Here is a 15,109-nt window from a genome sequence, read left to right as displayed (position 1 = left end):
TGGTCGTCAGAATCCTGCGCGTGAGCTTCTGACGTTACGTCATGTACCGGGGTGGGCGGGCGGCGAGGGGGTTCGGCCGTCGGCCGCGGTCGGGAGGTCGCGCAGGGTCAGCGCGGCCGGCGGCGGCAGCGGTCCGCGGGCCCCGTCGGCGCGGAACGACTGGAGCAGGTAGGCCACCAGGCGCCGGGACGCCGCACCGTCGTCGGGCAGGGCGGTGACCAGGGCGCAGTGGGCCAGCAGCACCACGGCGAGGTCGGAGGGGTGGAAGTCGGGCCGCAGCGCGCCCGAGGCCTGCGCCCGGCGCACCAGGGTCGCGACGTCGCGCTCGGCCCGTCGGCGGGCGTGCGCGTGCTGCGACCCGCTGTCCGGGAAGGCGGTGACGAACGCGGCCGGGAACCCGCGTTCCTCCCGTTGCAGCGCGCAGACCGTCTCGATCAACCGCTGGAAGCCCTGCCAGGGGTCGGGGGCGGCCAGGGCCTCGGTGAGCGCCCGCGCGCAGGTCTGCATCTGCTGCGCGAACGCGCCCCGCACCAGGGCGTCCCGGGTCGGGAAGTGCCGGTACAGCGTCGCCACGCCGACCCCGGCCCGACGGGCCACGGCGGCCATCGGGGCGTCGATCCCGTGCTCCGCGAAGACCGCCCGGGCGGCGACGAGGACGCGCTCCCGGTTGCGCCGGGCGTCCGCCCGCACCCCGCCCCGGGCTGTGATCCGAGAGGAATCCACCATCACTGTCTCTCGCTTCCGGTCCAAACGGACGATTGCGTCCGCTTGAGAGCCTACGGTCGCTGCCGGACCCGCAAGTCCCCGGGCCGGAACGGGAGAACGATGAACGACCGGATGATGAAGGCCGTGCTGTACGACCGCTACGGCGGCCCCGAGGTGCTGTACGTGGGCCGCGTGCCGCGCCCCGAGCCGGCCCCCGGCGAAGTGCTGGTGAAGGTGCGCGCGTTCAGCGTCAACGGCGGCGAACTGACCGTCCGTTCGGGCCGTCTGCGGCTCCTGAGCGGCCGGACCTTCCCCCAGCGGGTCGGCCTGGACTTCACCGGCGAGGTCGCCGAACCGGGCGCCGGAGTCACCCGGTTCGCGCCCGGCGACCGGGTGTGGGGAGTCCTGGGCCGCACCTCCGGGTTCGGCAGCGCCGCCGAGTACGTGAGCGTGCCCGCCACCCGGGTCGGGCGGCTCCCCGACGGCATCGACCCGGTGGACGCCGCCGCCCTGCCGGTGGCCACCGCGGCCATCACCGCCCTGCGGGACAAGGCCGGGCTGCGCCCCGGCGAACGGCTCCTCGTCCGGGGTGCGGCGGGCGGTGTCGGCAACGCCGCCGTCCAGCTCGGACGGGCCTACGGCGCCGAGGTCACGGCCCTCGCCCGCGCCACCGGCCTCGACTTCGTCCGCGGGCTCGGCGCGCACCGGGCGATCGACCACCGGACGGTGCGGGCCGCGGACCTGGACCGCTTCGACGTGGTCCTGGACACGGCGGGGACCGACCTGCGGGCCTACCGGCGCCGACCGGCGCCCGGCGGGCGCATGGTCACCCTCGCCTTCGACCCGAAACGGCCCGCCGCGTCCTTCGGCTACCTCGCGGCCAGCACCGTCCACGGACGCGGCCGGGTGCGCTTCTTCAGCGGCAACCCCGGGCAGGCGGACTTCGACGACCTCGCCCGCCACGTGGTCGAGGGCAAGCTGCGCCCCGCGGTGGACACGGTCTTCCCCCTGGAGGAGACGGCGGCGGCCCACCGGGCGCTGGAGGCGGGCGGGGTCCGGGGCAAGTACGTGGTCCGGGTCGGCTAGGACTTCCGGGCTGCCGGGCTGTCGGGTTGCCGGGTTGCCGGGCTTCCGGGCTGCCGCGATGAGAAAGCCGTGAGATCAGCGGGGGCCGTTCGTGGGCCCCATACGGCCTCTGACCAGGGGAAACGGTGGTTCTGGCGGGCGCCGGCGGCGGGCCCGCTCAGAGGCGACTCAGAGCTTGCGGTGCGATCGTGGACCGCCCGGGCGGGGCCGTGCCGCCCCCGGGAGTCAAGGAGGTTCCCCGATGGCCACTGCCACCGCACCGAAGTCCCGGCAGGCGCCGGCCGGCCCGCGTCACCGGGCGGCCGAGCGCCCGCCGCTCGCGCTGCCGCCGGGCGCCGCGCTCGGCCTGATCGCCGCCGGCGCGCTCGGCGTGCTCGGGCTGTGGTGGGCGGACACCTCCTCGGTGGCCGGCGCGGCCGGCTGGCTGACCGGCGCCGGGCGGATCACCGGACTGCTCGCCGGGTACGCCGCACCGGTGCTGCTCCTGCTGATGGCCCGGCTGCCGGCCGTGGAGCGCGGGGTCGGCGCCGACCGGCTGGCCCGCTGGCACGCGTACGGCGGCCGCTGGCTGGTCGGCCTGGTCACCGTGCACCTGCTGACCGTGGTCTGGGGGTACGCGCTCACCGACGGGCGCGGGCCGCTCGACGAGGGCGTGGAGATCGTCTTCCACTACCCCGACATGCTCAAGGCCGCCTTCGGCACCCTGCTGATGCTCGGCACCGGAGCGGTCTCCGCCCGGGCGGCCCGCCGCCGGCTCTCCTACGAGACCTGGTACCACCTGCACCTGGCCACCTACCTCGCGGTGGCGCTGGCCTTCGCCCACCAGCTGACCACCGGCGCCGACCTCGGCGGCGGACCCGGCCGGGCCGCCTGGTACGCGCTCTACTTCGGGACGGCGGCGCTGCTCGGCTGGTTCCGGCTGCTGCGGCCCTGGCTGCTCGACCGGCGGCACGGGCTGCGGGTCGCCGAGATCCGGCCGGAGGGACCGGGCGTGGTGTCGCTGTTCCTGTCCGGTCGGCGGCTCGACGAACTCCGCGCCGAGCCCGGCCAGTTCTTCCGCCTCCAGTTCCAGGCCCCCGGGCTGCGCTGGGCCGCCAACCCGTACTCGCTGTCCGCGCCGGCCCGCCCGGACTTCCTCCGGTTCACCGTCAAGGACCTCGGCGGCCACAGCGCCGCCGTCGCCCGGCTGCGCCCGGGCACCCCGGTCCGGGCCGAGGGGCCGTACGGCGCGTTCACCGGGCGCCGGCAGCGCCGGCGCCGGGTACTGCTGCTCGGGGTGGGCGTCGGGATCACCCCGCTGCGGGCCCTGTTCGAGACCCTGCCGGGCGAGGTCATCCTGGTCCAGCGGGCCCGGCGCGCCGAGGACGTGCTGTTCCGGGCGGAGCTGACGGAGATCGCCCGGCGGCGCGGCGCGACGGTGCACGAGCTGCTCGGCCCCCGCGAGCAGGTCGGCGACCTCGGGGCGGCGCTGGCCCGCCTGGTGCCGGGGCTCGCGGAGCACGAGGTGTACCTGTGCGGGCCCGAGGCCGTCACCGCGGAGGCCGTACGGGCGCTGCGGGCCGCCGGGGTGCGGCCGGGGCGGATCCACCACGAGTCCTTCGCCTTCTGAGCCCGACCACACGAGGAGCCGTCCATGCGCCGAGCCGTCGTCACCAGTGCCGCCACCGCCGCCGGGGTGGTGCTGCTGCTCTCCCTCAAACCGCACCAGGCGACCGGGAACGCACCCGTGATCAGCTCGGGGGCGGGTAGCTCGTCCGGGGCCGATTCCGGGTCCGGGTCCGGGTCCGGGTCCGGGTCCGGCTCGTCCTCGGGCAGCGGGACCGGGTCCGCGTCCCCCGCGCCCGCGCTCGCGTCCGCGGCGGGCGGCGCCACCCGGAAGGCCAGCGGCGACACGATCAACACCCGGTACGGCCCGGTCCAGGTGCAGGTCACCCTCGCCGGGAGCCGGATCACCGGCGTCGACGTGGTCAAGTACCCCACCGAGGACCGCCGGGACCGCGAGATCAACGCCGACGCCCTCCCCACCCTCAACCAGGAGGCGATCTCCGCGCAGAACGCCCAGATCGACGCCGTCAGCGGCGCGACCTACACCAGCGACGGCTACATCCGCTCGCTGCAGAGCGCCCTCGACCGGGCGAAGGGCTGACGCCCGGTGCTGCGGCACGCCGAGCCCGTGATGGGCACCGTGTTCTCGATCGCCGTCCGCGACCCCGGCCCCGGCACCCCCGAGGCGCTGCGGCAGGTCGCCGACCGGCTGCACCGGATCGACGCGGTGTTCTCCCCGTACCGGCCGGAGAGCGACATCAGCCGGCTCGACCGGGGCGACCTGGCCCTCGCCGACTGCGATCCCGAGGTCCGCACGGTCCTGGACGCCTGCCGCGAGGTCGCGGCCGAGACCGACGGCTACTTCACCGAGCGCCCCGGCGGCCGGCTCGACCCCAGCGGCTGGGTCAAGGGCTGGGCCGTCGAGGAGGCCGCCCGGCTGCTGCGCGCCGCCGGGGCCCGGCAGTTCTGCGTCAACGGCGGCGGCGACGTGCAGACCTGCGGCGGGCCCTGGCGGATCGGCGTCGCCCACCCCGGACGGCCGGGCGCACTCGCCGCCGTCCTGGGCGGAAGCGACCTCGCGATCGCCACCTCCGGCACCGCCGAACGCGGCGCCCACGTCCTGGACCCGCACACCGGCCGGCCGGCGGAGGGCCTCGCCTCGCTCACCCTGGTGGGCGCCCCCGGCACCGGCATCGCCCGCACCGATGCCTGGGCCACCGCCGCCTTCGCGATGGGCCCGGACCGGGCCCTCGCCTGGGCGGCCCGCCGGCCCGGGGTGGAGGCGCTCGCCGTCCTGCCGGACGGCACCAAGCGCTGGACCCCCGGCCTGCCCGGCCACCTGCCGCCGGCCGGTCCCGCCGACTGGCAGCTCGCCACGGCGCGCTGACGCCCGCGACCGGCGCCGCGCGGCCGGGACCACGCGCGGGCGGGCCTGCGTGCGCGCGAGTACCCCACGCGCGGGCCTGTCCTCACGCGCGGGCGAGTCCTTACGACGCGCGGGCGGCACCGGCAACCTCCCGGCCATTCGGACGATTTCACCCCATCAGGTGAACACGACGATCATGCCCCCGCTCACACCCGCCCGGTCGTCGATAGTGGGGGAACCACCGGGCGCCGAGGCGCCCCGTTCCCCGACGCACCACGTCCCAGGAGCCGTTCATGCTGACCGAGGCCGCCCAGCGGGTCGAACTGGTCTTCACCCTCTTCGACGCCAACCGCAACGGAGTGATCGAGGCCGAGGACTTCGCGCTGATGTCGGCCCGCGTGGTCGAGGCCGCCACCGACTCCGGCGAGCCCGCGAAGCAGGCCATCCGGGCCGCCTTCCGACGCTACTGGGCCACCCTGGAGCGCGAGTTGGACGCCGACGGCGACGGCGTGGTCAGCCGTGACGAGTTCCGCGCCTTCGTCCAGGCACCCGAGCGCTTCGGCCCGACCGCCGCCGAGTTCGCCCAGGCGCTGTCCGCACTCGGCGACCCGGACGGCGACGGGTACGTCGAGCGGCCGCTGTTCGTCGCGCTGATGACCGCGATCGGCTTCGGACCCGCCAACATCGACGCCCTGTTCGACGCCTTCGGCCCCACCCCCGACGACCGGATCACCGTCGCCACCTGGGCCGACGGGATCCGCGACTTCTACGCCCCGGACAAGGCCGGCATCCCCGGCGACCTGCTGGTCGGCACCCCGATCGCCTGAACCCTCGACCCTGCCCCGAGGAGGCACCTTGGCACCCGTCGTCGCACGCGCCGTCGGCCGGGGAACGGGCGCGGAACTCGCGACCGTCTTCGAGCAGACCCCGCACCGGATCGCCCAACTCCACGACACCGCAGTGGAGATCACCCGCTCCACCCGGACGTACCACTCCTCCGTCCCGCTGCGCGAGGAGGCCGCGGACACCGAGCGGCACGCCGACGCCTGCCACGTCACCGCCTACGCCACCGCCGACACCGCCGCCGGCGCCCTGCCCGGGGCGGTCGCGTGAACGCCGCGCCGCCGACCGGCCGTACCGCCCTGGTCGTCGTCGACCTGCAGAACGACTTCTGTGCCGGGCCCGTCGCCGCCGCCCGCTACCCCGGCGACCCGACCCGGCTCGCCACCGTCGCCGCCAACACCGCCCGGGCCGTCGAGGCGGCCCGCGCCCACGGCACCGAGGTGGTCTTCGTCCGCTTCCTCGGCGACCCCGCCCACCAGGGCGCGAGCTGGCGCCACCGGGACGCCGCGCTCGGCAAACGGCCCAAGTGCCTCGACGGCAGCTGGGGCGCCGAGTTCCACGCCGTGACGCCGAGGGCGGACGAGGCCGTGTTCACCAAGCACGCCTGCTTCGACGCCTTCCTCAGCGCGGGCTTCGAACGGCACCTCGTCGACGGCGGCGTCCACCACCTCGCCATGACGGGCGTGTTCGCCGACGTGTGCGTCGACACCACCGCGCGCACCGCCTTCCAGAAGGGCTTCCACATCACCGTCCTCGCCGACTGCACGGCAGCGCTGCACCTGCCCGACGAGGCCGTCCTCGGCTTCATGCAGCGGGTGTACGGCGCCCGCGTCACCACCCGCGACCGGCTCGACGTCTGGACCAACCCTCCCGAGACCCCCGCCCCCCGACCACAGGAGCGCACATGAGTGTCGGCGCGACCGAGACCCTCGACCCGACCGGAACCCCCGGCACCCCCGGCACCGACGGCCACGCCGTCGCCGAAGGCGTCGCCCTCACCGCCGTCCTGGTCGCCGCCGCCCGGGCGATCGAGACCCACCGCCCCGACGCCCTCGCCCGGGACCCGTACGCGGAGCACTTCGTCCGCGCCGTCCCCGCCGCCGCCGACTGGCCGCTCCACCCCCAGGACGTCCCGGCCGGGGAGGCCGACCCGCTGTGGGGCCGGCTCGGCCGCTACTTCGCCCTGCGCACCCGGGCGTTGGACGACCAGCTGCTGCGCGCCGTCCAACTCGGCGCCCGCCAGGTCGTGCTGCTCGGCGCCGGACTGGACGCCCGGGCGTACCGGCTCGACTGGCCGTCCGACTGCGCCCTCTACGAGATCGACCGGCCCGAGGTACTGGCCTTCAAACAGGGCGTCCTGGACGGCATCGAAGCCCGTCCGACCACCCCCCACCGGGTCACCGTCGGCACCGACCTGCGCACCGACTGGGCCCAGGTGCTCACCGACGCCGGCTTCCGCCCCGACCGGCCCACCGCCTGGCTCGCCGAAGGCCTGCTGCTCTACCTGCCCGGCACCGCCGAACGCGAGCTCTTCGCCACCGTCGCCCGGCTCAGCGCCCCCGGCTCCACCCTCGCCTACGAGGCCAAGCTCGGCATCGAGTCCGCGGCCGTCCGCACCAACCCCGTCTACACCGCCACCCGCGACCGGACCGGCATCGACCTGCTCGCCCTCTTCGACGCCGAACCCCGCCCCGACACCCCCGCCGACCTGCGCGCGCACGGCTGGTCCACCACCGACCACACCCCCTTCGAGTTCACCCGCCACTACGGCCGCGGGCCGCTCCCCGAACCGGACGACACCCTCGCCGCCAACCGCTGGGTCTTCGCCGTCCGGCCCTGACACACTCCTGACGCACGCCCGGTACACACGTTCCGTCAACGGTTCAAAATCCCGGCATCTTCTCCGCGTACCGTCGATCCGGGGCCCGATCAAGGGCCCGGGTACGGAGGAGGGACGCACCATGCACACCGTTGCCACGCACACCGCCACCCACGTCGCCGCGCAGGCCGCCGTGCGGGCCGCCGCGCAGGCCGCCGACGATCTGCTGCGCGACGGCTACGCCCGGGTCACGCTCGACGACGGCGCGGCGCACCTGCTGCACCGGGTGCTCGGCGAGAGCCGGACGTTCTTCGGCCGGCCGACAGAACGCAAGTTCCGCTACTCGACCGGCGACTTCAACTCCGGCTACCGCCCGCTCGGCCGCGAGTTCTCGGTCCGCTCCGACCGCCCCGACCTCAACGACTGCTTCACCCTCTGGCACGACCGCCTCGACCTGATCCCCCACGCGGCCGAACTCCCCGACCTCACCGCCGCCCTGCTCGCCTGGCGCCGCCACCTCGCCGCACTGGTCACCCACACCGTCGGCGAGCTCGCCGCCCGACTCGGCGGGCACCGGGCCCCCGCCTTCGAAGCCGCCTCCTACCTCCAGCTCAACGACTACGCGGCCACCGGCTTCGACCGCGACCTGCTCCAGGACCGCCACGAGGACGGCCACCTGGTCACCGTCATCCACGCCACCGCCCCCGGCCTCGAACTCTTCCTCGACGGCACCCCCCGCCCGGTGGACACCGCCCCCGACGAGGTCATCCTGATGCCCGGCTCGGTCCTCACCGACCTCACCGCCGGCCGCGTCCCGGCCCTCTACCACCAGGTCCGCAACCTGCGCCTGCCCGAGCGCACCGCACTGATGTACTTCGTCAACCCCGAACTCACCGAGCCCGTGTACGCCTGGACGGCGGAGCCGGGGGCGCAGCGGGGAGCCGAGCGGGGAGCCGAGCGGGTCGACCTGCGGGAGAAGATCCGCACCAACCCCGGCATGTTCGGCCTCCCCGAGGTCCCGGCACTCTGATCCCCCGCCGGCCGTCGTCAGAAGTCCGACGGGACGGACCACCGCCCCGAGCGCGCGAAGCGGCCGCAGCCGTCGTGCTCGAACCGCACCGTCCCGTCGAACTCCGACTCCCCGTTCGCGCACGCCCCGTAGTCCAGCCCCAGGGTGCCGGCCAACGGGAACCAGTGACGGCAGAAGCCGCACTGCTGGCGGTACCACTCATCGTCGTCCGCGCCCCCACGGTGACGCCGGGTGATCCACCGGTCGTGGATCGCGTCCAGCTCGCGGGGGTGCTCGGCGGCGTGCGTCGCCGTGTCCGCCTCCTCGCCACCCCCGGTCATCGCCCGGCCCCACCGGTGAGGGCGAACGACCCGTGCGCATTCCACAGTTCGCACCGCCGGTCGCTCCCGGCCACTCGCCCGACGTACATCGGGTCGGACACGTCCGCCTCCGCCGCCTCGACCACCTCGGCCACCCGCGCGGACACCTCCCCCGGGTCGCCCGGCCAGATCAACGGCCCGAGCCTTGGATCGCCGAACTCGGACTCCAGGAGGGCCGATCCCTCCACCGGGATCGCCGAGAGGGCGTAGAGGACGTGGTCGAGGTCGTCCGGGTCGAAGCGGGTCGCGAGCGTGCGGAAGTACCACCAGTTCCCGCGTTCGGTCTCCACCCGGGCGACCCCTGCCCGGGGACCGTCGTACCAGTCGAAGATCATGACGGCTCGAAAGAGTGGCATCGCGTCGTCGTCAGTCGTCATCGGTCTCTTCCGTCCGGCACCCAGGTGGCCTGGAACAGTGTTCCGGACGGGCGATCGGACGTCACCAGGATTCCCCGGCCCGGCGGGAGGGGCCGGGGCGTGACGCTGCCGAGCAGGTAGCCCTCCCGGCCGTCACCGGACAGCAGCACGCCCTGCCCCCCGTAGCCGCACACGGCCCCGAGGAACGGGTCGGCGGTGCGGGCCTGGCCGGCGCCCACGGAGTGGTCGGCGACGATCACGCGGAGGCCGAGCTCCCCGGCCCGCGGCAGGAATGCGGCCAGGGAGGGCAACGGGTTGTCCTCGTTCGCGGCGACCACGTCCAGGTCGTCCACGACGAGGACGATGTCCTTGTGCCCCCGTGACCCGGGTGTCCGGCTGGTGACCGCGATGCGCAGGATCCGGGCCAGGGTGGCCAGGCTCGACATGTCCCCCGCGTAGTGGACGAGGTACTCGGGCGGCACCTCGTCCCGCAGCGAGGCCTCGAAGTCCACCACCAGGAAGCCCACTTCGTCCGGGGTGAAGCGCTCGGTGAGCCGCTTGACCAGCAGGCGGAGCAGCGCCGTCTTCCCGGACCCGGTGTCGCCGAAGACGGCGAACAGCGGGCCGGCCTGGAAGTCGACGGACACCGGGGCCTGTCGGACGTCGTCGAGCCCGATCACCACGCCCTGCGAGGTACTGCCGTGGGAGGACCGGTCGGGGGCCGCGATCATGGACGCGTCCACCCAACCGGGGGCCACGATGACCGCCTCGACCCCACCGGGGCTGCGAAGTTCGGGATCGTCCGTTCGGATCATCTCGTACAGCCGCGTCACCAACGGGCTCGGCACAACGGCCAACTCCTGTTGCAGCGCGCGCTGGAGCTGCCCGTAGGCGACGAGTGCCACGGTCCGCCGACCGGACCGGTAGTGGGCGAGCATCAGCAGCGCGCACAACCGCTCGCGCAACGGGTTCTCGTGGACGAGCCGTTCGAGTGCGTTCGCGAGCTCCGAGTGCTGCCCGAGTGCCAGGCCGGTGGCGTACATCTCCTCGGTGGCCGCCATCCGCCGCTCGGTCAACCGGGTGCGCTCGCCGGAGGCGTACGGCCCGGGGACGCCGTCCAGCGCCGTGCCGTCCCAGAGGTCGAGCGCGGACCGCAGCAGGGTGTACGCCTCGGACACGTCCCCTGTCTCCTGCGAGTGCCGGGCCTCGGCCAGGCGCTGCTCGAAGACGGCCACGTCGAGGGAGTCCGGATCGACGGTCAGCCGATAGCCATCGCCGACCGTCTGTAGGGTGTCGGCCGCGCCGCGCGGCTGGGTGGGGTCGCCGAGGACGGAGCGCAGCCGGGAGACGTAGGTGCGCACGGCGGCAACGGCCTGGGGTGGCGGAGCTTCGCCGTGGAGGGCGTCGACCAGGCCTGCGGTCGACACCTGCGCCGGGGCGTGCAGCAGGAGGGTGGCCAGGACGGCCTGCTGCTCCGGTGAGCCGACGGGCTGCGGCTCGCTGCCCCGCAGGACGCGCACCGGGCCGAGCAGCCGGTAGCCGAGGCGGGTGTCCCCCGCCGTTTCGACCATCAACTCCTGGGCGCGTTCGTACAGTCCGGTCAGCCTGATCCGCTCGATCTCCGCCAGCGGCCCCGGCGCGTCGGCCAGCGGCGGCCCCTGCCAGAGGGCGAGGGCCTTCTCGGCGTGCCGCCGGGCCTCCGCCGGGTCGGCGTCCGCGCGTGCCGCCTCGGCGCGCTCCAGGGCCTGTTCGAAGAGCACGGTGTCGATCTGCTCGGAGACGACGTTCAGGACCCAGGTGTGGTGGTCCGCCAGCTCCTCCAGCACCTTGCGAGGGTCCGACGGCGAATTGAGGACTCTCCCCAACTCCGTTATGTGGGATCGCACTTCGTCGATGTCACGGTTGGACGAGGTGTGCCGCTGCCGTACCTCCGCGATCAGCACCTCGGCCCGGACGGGCCGACGGCGGTACTTCAACAGGGCGGCGAGCAGCGCCTTCCGCTCCCCCGATCCGAGCTCCACCGTTTCGTCCCCGCGCCAGGCGCGGACCTCTCCGAGCAGCGTGAACCTCAGGGGCGGCGCCGTCGTGCGGTCGGGCCGGACCAGGGCTCCGGAGGCGGCGATCCGCTGGAGGACCTCGGCGGCGGAGGACGGTCGGCGGCGCGGGTCCGGGTGCACCAGGTCGAGGACGAGGCCGTGCAGGGTATCGGGCACTCCGGTCTCCTGGAGGACGGTGCCGAGGTCGAAGAGGTCGACGGTCCGGTCCGTCGTGCCGTTCCCGTCCAGGTCGATGCCCAGATCGCAGAGGACGGGGCTGCCGTCCGGGCGGATGAGGATGTTGGCGGGCTCGATCCTGCCGTGCGCGATCCCGTGGCCGTGCAGGTACACCAGCGCCTCGGCCACACCGTGGGCGATGACCGCGGCCTCGTGCGAGGGTACGGAGCCGCCGTCGAGCATGCTTCTGAGGTTGGGCCCGTCGATGAACTCCATGGCCAGGTAGAGGCGTTCGGTGTCGCTGCCGGAACCGTGGAAGGCGACGAGGCCCGGATGGTCGAGTTCGGCGAGCATCCCGGCCTGTTGCTGGAACAGGCCCTGGTCCAGTTCGGGGAAGAGGTGCTCCCGGGCGAAGGACTTCACCGCGACCGTCGAACCGTCCCGCTCGTCGCGGGCCCGCCAGACCTCGCTCCGCCGCCCTTGGGCGATCCGCTCGACCAGGCGGAACCGCTCCGCGACGAGCGGCCGTTCGGCCTCACGCGCGCGGTCCCCGCTCCTCCGCTCCTCTCGCCGGCGGTCGGCGCGCCAGCGGCCCTCGAACTCCCAGATGTGGATGTGGGTGTCCCGGTCGCCGATCGAGGCGAGCACGCAGCGGGTGTCATCACCGCTGATCCCGACGATCGTCCGCGCCCGGCCGGGGTCGACCACGGCGGCGGCGAAGAACTCGGCGGTCGACGGGTCCTCGGGCTGCCAGCGGTGGAGGCGTCCGGTCGGGTCGACGCCGATCAGGAGCTGCCGCCCGTCCCGTTGGGGCAGCATGGTCATGGCCCAGGAACGATGGCCCCCGGGCAGGCCCCTCAGCTCCAGGCCCGTATCGCGGTCCCGCGGGCCCCGGACGTGCATGCGGCCGTCGATGTCCGAGGTCCAGAGGACTTGCTCTCCGTCCGCGCTCCCGAAAGGCGCGATGGCCACCACCGGTTTGACGAAGCCTCGTTCGGTGGAGATGAGAGATCCGTCGCGGGCGAGCCAGAAGACGACTCCGCCAGCGGCATCCGTCGCGCAGAGAACGTGTGGGTGCTCACTGATCTGCGCCATCACGACGAACTCCGGGAGGCCCGCGTTCAGGGTCAGCGGAGGGGCCGACTCCTGCCCGGTCGTCACGTCGATGTGGCGCATCACTCCGTCCACGCTGTAGACGGCAAGTGCGGTACCGGCACCGTCGGGATCGTGCACCGTCGCGATCGCCAGGGCCGGGCTGGGCAGGCGGAAGCTGCGGACGGTGGAGTAGGAGTCCCCCGCCCCCTCCGGCCCGACCAGCACGGCCAGTTTCTCGTCCAGGTGCCAGGTCGCCAGTTCGTCCGGGCGGCGGGGCATCCGGTCGAGGAGGTGCTGGAACTCCTGGGCGTACTCGATCCGCCGGTAGGCGTCGCCGAGGCGGTGGCGGATCTCCTCGCGGAGTTCGTCCTCGGTGAGGAAGGCGAGGACGATGGTCGTCGCGGACTGCAGGAAGGGCTTTCCCTCGCGGGAGTTGGTCGTGACGATCACCCGGCCCCCCTCGGAGTCGAGGAGCCGGGCGAGTTCGCGCGGGTACAGGTCGTCCGACCACAGGTCGTCCACGATGACCAGCCAGTTCGGGTGGGCGTCGAGCCGCTCGTCGAGGCGGTCGGCGCTCTCCGCGCCCAGGGCGGCCCGCAACCGCTCGAAGCCGGTGGCCATCGTGTCGGCGGTCTGCCCGTTGATCCAGTGGATGAAGGGGTGCTGCCCGCCGTGCAACCGGACGTACTCCTGGAGGAGGCGGCGCCTCCCCATGCCCTGGGCCGCCTCGATCGCGATCAGCCGGGTCCTCGTGCCCCCTCGTTCGCAGGCCTGGACGAGCCGGTCGAGTTCCTCCTGCCGTCCGATCATCCGCGGCGGGTCCGGCGGGCTGGTGACCGGTGGGGGCGGGGTCAGCAGCTCCCGCCGGAACGTCCGGTCGCCGACGGCGCTGCTCAAGTGCCGGGCGATCGTGACGTGTTGGCCGCCGGCCCCGGCCAGGACCCGGGCCGCGACCTCGGCGAACGGGCGGCTGCGCTCCGGGAGCCGGTGCCGCGAGTCCTTGGTCGCGGCGGCGAGGGCGCGGAAGTCGAGGGTGCCGCCGAAGGTCGCGGCGACCCGGCCGGAGACCTTGGCGAGGACGTGCTCCAGCACCCGGACCGACTCGGTGCGGGTCAGCTCCCCCAGCAGTTCCTCCCGGACGCCGTCGACGAAGTCGTACACCACCTCGTCCGGGTCGGCGGCCTTCTCCCGCACCTCGATCAGCCCGGACAGGAACAGTTCGGCGAGTTCCCGCTGCCCGGACTCCGGCACGGTCGACCGCTGGACCAGCCGCATCACGGGCAGGCTGAGCGGCGCCGCCGCCAGGTGGCAGGCGAGCCGGTGGGCGTTCGGGGAGCTGCCGGCCCGGAAGGCGGCGACCCGGTCGGCGGGCGGGCGCGCGGCCGTGTCCCTGGTGCGCGGGCGCGGCGGGCGCGGGATCCCGCTGAGCGGTGCGGCCAGCATGGGCGTCCAGCCGGTGGTGCGGCCGGCGGTGAGGTCGGCCCAGGGGGCGATCCAGTCGGCGTCGATCTCCAGGACCGGCAGCCAGCCGACCGAGGCCCGGGCCGACGCGCCGGCCCGGCCGCGCGGGATGCCGGGCAGGGTGCTCTCGGTGCGCAGCCGCGGGACGGGCCGGCCGTGGGTGGCGGCGCGGGCCTCGACGGGGGCGGCGCGCAGGGCCGTCCGGTGCCAGAGCCGGCGGGGCAGCACCTGGAGGGCGGCGGCCGGTCCGGCGGCTGCGGCGCGGGCCAGGAAGGGCACCAACTCCCTGCCGTACCAGGCCGGTCCGACGCCGTCGGTGAGGACGAACAGGATCCGGCGCCCGTGCGGGTCGGCGAGCGGGCGGGACCAGTTCGGGTCGGGGGCGGCGGGGGGCGGGGCGGCGGTGCGGCGGCGGCGGAAGGGGGTGAGGTGCGGGGTGCCCCGGTCGGTGTCGAGGGACCAGGTGCGGACCTCCTCGAAGGCGCCGTGGCGTTCGAGCAGGGTGGCGAGTTCACCGGCGAGGTCGTGCCAGACGGCCATGGTGGCGCCGGTGTCGACCAGCAGGTCGACGGAGTAGCGGGGCTCGGTCCGCTGCCAGACCGGCAGCAGCACCCCGGCCTCGGCGGTGGCCTCCGCCGTCGCCTCCTCGTCGAGGTGGGAGGGCCTGCGGCCGCCGGGGCGCTGGGTGAGCGGTCGGCGCAGCGGCCGCAGGGCGCGGGCGATGGCGAGGGCGCCGGGCAGGGCGGGGGGTCGGGTGACCTGGACGACCTCGGCGCCGCGGGCGGGGCCGCCGGGGTGGTCGGGGTCGGCGGGGGCGTGGCGGGGGTGGAGTTCGACCTTGGGGCCGGGCCGCGGGGTGGTGGGGGCGGGCGGTCGGGGCCGGTCGGGGTCGGGGTCGGCGGGGCGGCGGGGGTCCTGGCGGGGGTCGGCGGACGGCTGGTGCGGGTTCGGGTGCGGGGTGGCCGGGGGTGCGGGGTGGCCGCCCGGCGACTCCGGGTCCGCATCGGCATCGGCGTCGGTGGCGGTGGCGGTGAGCGGGCCGAGGCCGGCCAGTTGGGAGATCCACAGCACGTCGGCCAGGTCCTGGGGCTGCGACGCGCCGTCCTCGGGTGCGACGAGGGCGGCCAGCGCCTGCCGCAGCACGGCGTGCACCGCCGGCTCGCCGTCCGCGTCGGACCCGCCGAAACCGTCCGCACCGTGACCGCCCGTACCGAACCCGTCCACCGGCCGC

At 74.9% G+C, this 15,109-nt stretch carries 13 protein-coding genes; 9 read left to right on the top strand and 4 right to left on the bottom strand.

Going from position 1 to position 15,109, the window contains the following annotated elements; all coding sequences use genetic code 11:
- Positions 1–39 precede the first annotated feature (39 nt).
- Positions 40–726 (bottom strand): TetR/AcrR family transcriptional regulator, encoded by a 687-nt coding sequence (locus ACFY2K_RS30780; protein ID WP_375884286.1) that lies wholly within the window; start codon positions 724–726, stop codon positions 40–42.
- Between the two features lie 99 nt (positions 727–825).
- On the opposite strand from ACFY2K_RS30780, the gene ACFY2K_RS30775 reads away from it, so the two are divergent.
- The 9 genes from ACFY2K_RS30775 (at position 826) to ACFY2K_RS30735 (ending at position 8,394) form a co-directional block, all read left to right on the top strand.
- Positions 826–1,791: an NAD(P)-dependent alcohol dehydrogenase gene (locus ACFY2K_RS30775; RefSeq protein WP_387715884.1), complete on the top strand. Its 966-nt coding sequence runs from the start codon at positions 826–828 to the stop codon at positions 1,789–1,791.
- A gap of 241 nt (positions 1,792–2,032) precedes the next feature.
- A complete protein-coding gene (locus ACFY2K_RS30770) occupies positions 2,033–3,400 on the top strand; it encodes a ferric reductase-like transmembrane domain-containing protein (RefSeq protein WP_387715882.1) in 1,368 nt (455 codons plus the stop codon).
- A 24-nt stretch (positions 3,401–3,424) separates the two neighbouring features.
- Positions 3,425–3,937, top strand: a complete 513-nt coding sequence (locus ACFY2K_RS30765; RefSeq protein ID WP_387715880.1) for an FMN-binding protein — start codon at positions 3,425–3,427, stop codon at positions 3,935–3,937.
- Positions 3,938–3,967: 30 nt separating this feature from the next.
- The gene (locus tag ACFY2K_RS30760; RefSeq protein WP_380526591.1) at positions 3,968–4,723 is read left to right on the top strand and encodes an FAD:protein FMN transferase; all 756 of its coding nucleotides are present in this window, start codon (positions 3,968–3,970) and stop codon (positions 4,721–4,723) included.
- Between the two features lie 272 nt (positions 4,724–4,995).
- Positions 4,996–5,529, top strand: coding sequence for an EF-hand domain-containing protein (locus tag ACFY2K_RS30755; protein WP_387715878.1), 534 nt, complete (start codon positions 4,996–4,998; stop codon positions 5,527–5,529).
- 28 nt (positions 5,530–5,557) lie between these two features.
- Complete coding sequence (locus tag ACFY2K_RS30750) at positions 5,558–5,815, top strand: hypothetical protein (protein ID WP_387715875.1); 258 nt, start codon at positions 5,558–5,560, stop codon at positions 5,813–5,815.
- Positions 5,812–6,453, top strand: coding sequence for a cysteine hydrolase family protein (locus ACFY2K_RS30745; protein WP_380588482.1), 642 nt, complete (start codon positions 5,812–5,814; stop codon positions 6,451–6,453). The genes ACFY2K_RS30750 and ACFY2K_RS30745 overlap by 4 nt, the downstream gene beginning before the upstream one ends.
- A complete protein-coding gene (locus tag ACFY2K_RS30740) occupies positions 6,450–7,385 on the top strand; it encodes an SAM-dependent methyltransferase (protein WP_387715872.1) in 936 nt (311 codons plus the stop codon). The genes ACFY2K_RS30745 and ACFY2K_RS30740 overlap by 4 nt, the downstream gene beginning before the upstream one ends.
- Positions 7,386–7,506: 121 nt before the next feature.
- Positions 7,507–8,394, top strand: coding sequence for a 2OG-Fe(II) oxygenase family protein (locus ACFY2K_RS30735; protein ID WP_387715870.1), 888 nt, complete (start codon positions 7,507–7,509; stop codon positions 8,392–8,394).
- 17 nt (positions 8,395–8,411) lie between these two features.
- Here ACFY2K_RS30735 and ACFY2K_RS30730 read toward each other — a convergent pair whose 3' ends face one another.
- Genes ACFY2K_RS30730 through ACFY2K_RS30720 form a run of 3 tightly spaced genes read right to left on the bottom strand, consistent with a single transcriptional unit; the run spans position 8,412 to position 15,102 of the window.
- The gene (locus ACFY2K_RS30730; protein WP_387715867.1) at positions 8,412–8,714 is read right to left on the bottom strand and encodes a DUF3027 domain-containing protein; all 303 of its coding nucleotides are present in this window, start codon (positions 8,712–8,714) and stop codon (positions 8,412–8,414) included.
- Positions 8,711–9,130: a hypothetical protein gene (locus ACFY2K_RS30725; protein ID WP_387715864.1), complete on the bottom strand. Its 420-nt coding sequence runs from the start codon at positions 9,128–9,130 to the stop codon at positions 8,711–8,713. Before ACFY2K_RS30725 ends, ACFY2K_RS30730 begins: the two co-directional genes overlap by 4 nt.
- Positions 9,127–15,102: an SAV_2336 N-terminal domain-related protein gene (locus ACFY2K_RS30720; RefSeq protein ID WP_387715861.1), complete on the bottom strand. Its 5,976-nt coding sequence runs from the start codon at positions 15,100–15,102 to the stop codon at positions 9,127–9,129. Before ACFY2K_RS30720 ends, ACFY2K_RS30725 begins: the two co-directional genes overlap by 4 nt.
- Positions 15,103–15,109 lie beyond the last annotated feature (7 nt).

It is taken from the genome of Kitasatospora sp. NPDC001309, from assembly GCF_042896295.1.
Lineage (GTDB): Bacteria > Actinomycetota > Actinomycetes > Streptomycetales > Streptomycetaceae > Kitasatospora.
The sequence above is the reverse complement of the archived record's forward strand: the minus strand, read 5'-3'. Positions and strand labels throughout refer to the sequence as shown.

Coding starts and splice junctions, on each gene's coding strand:
- ACFY2K_RS30740 (WP_387715872.1), top strand. CDS start 6,450: ATGAGTGTCGGCGCGACCGAGACCCTCGACCCGACCGGAACCCCCGGC.
- ACFY2K_RS30770 (WP_387715882.1), top strand. CDS start 2,033: ATGGCCACTGCCACCGCACCGAAGTCCCGGCAGGCGCCGGCCGGCCCG.
- ACFY2K_RS30735 (WP_387715870.1), top strand. CDS start 7,507: ATGCACACCGTTGCCACGCACACCGCCACCCACGTCGCCGCGCAGGCC.
- ACFY2K_RS30730 (WP_387715867.1), bottom strand. CDS start 8,714: ATGACCGGGGGTGGCGAGGAGGCGGACACGGCGACGCACGCCGCCGAG.
- ACFY2K_RS30725 (WP_387715864.1), bottom strand. CDS start 9,130: ATGACGACTGACGACGACGCGATGCCACTCTTTCGAGCCGTCATGATC.
- ACFY2K_RS30775 (WP_387715884.1), top strand. CDS start 826: ATGAACGACCGGATGATGAAGGCCGTGCTGTACGACCGCTACGGCGGC.
- ACFY2K_RS30780 (WP_375884286.1), bottom strand. CDS start 726: ATGGTGGATTCCTCTCGGATCACAGCCCGGGGCGGGGTGCGGGCGGAC.
- ACFY2K_RS30760 (WP_380526591.1), top strand. CDS start 3,968: ATGGGCACCGTGTTCTCGATCGCCGTCCGCGACCCCGGCCCCGGCACC.
- ACFY2K_RS30765 (WP_387715880.1), top strand. CDS start 3,425: ATGCGCCGAGCCGTCGTCACCAGTGCCGCCACCGCCGCCGGGGTGGTG.
- ACFY2K_RS30755 (WP_387715878.1), top strand. CDS start 4,996: ATGCTGACCGAGGCCGCCCAGCGGGTCGAACTGGTCTTCACCCTCTTC.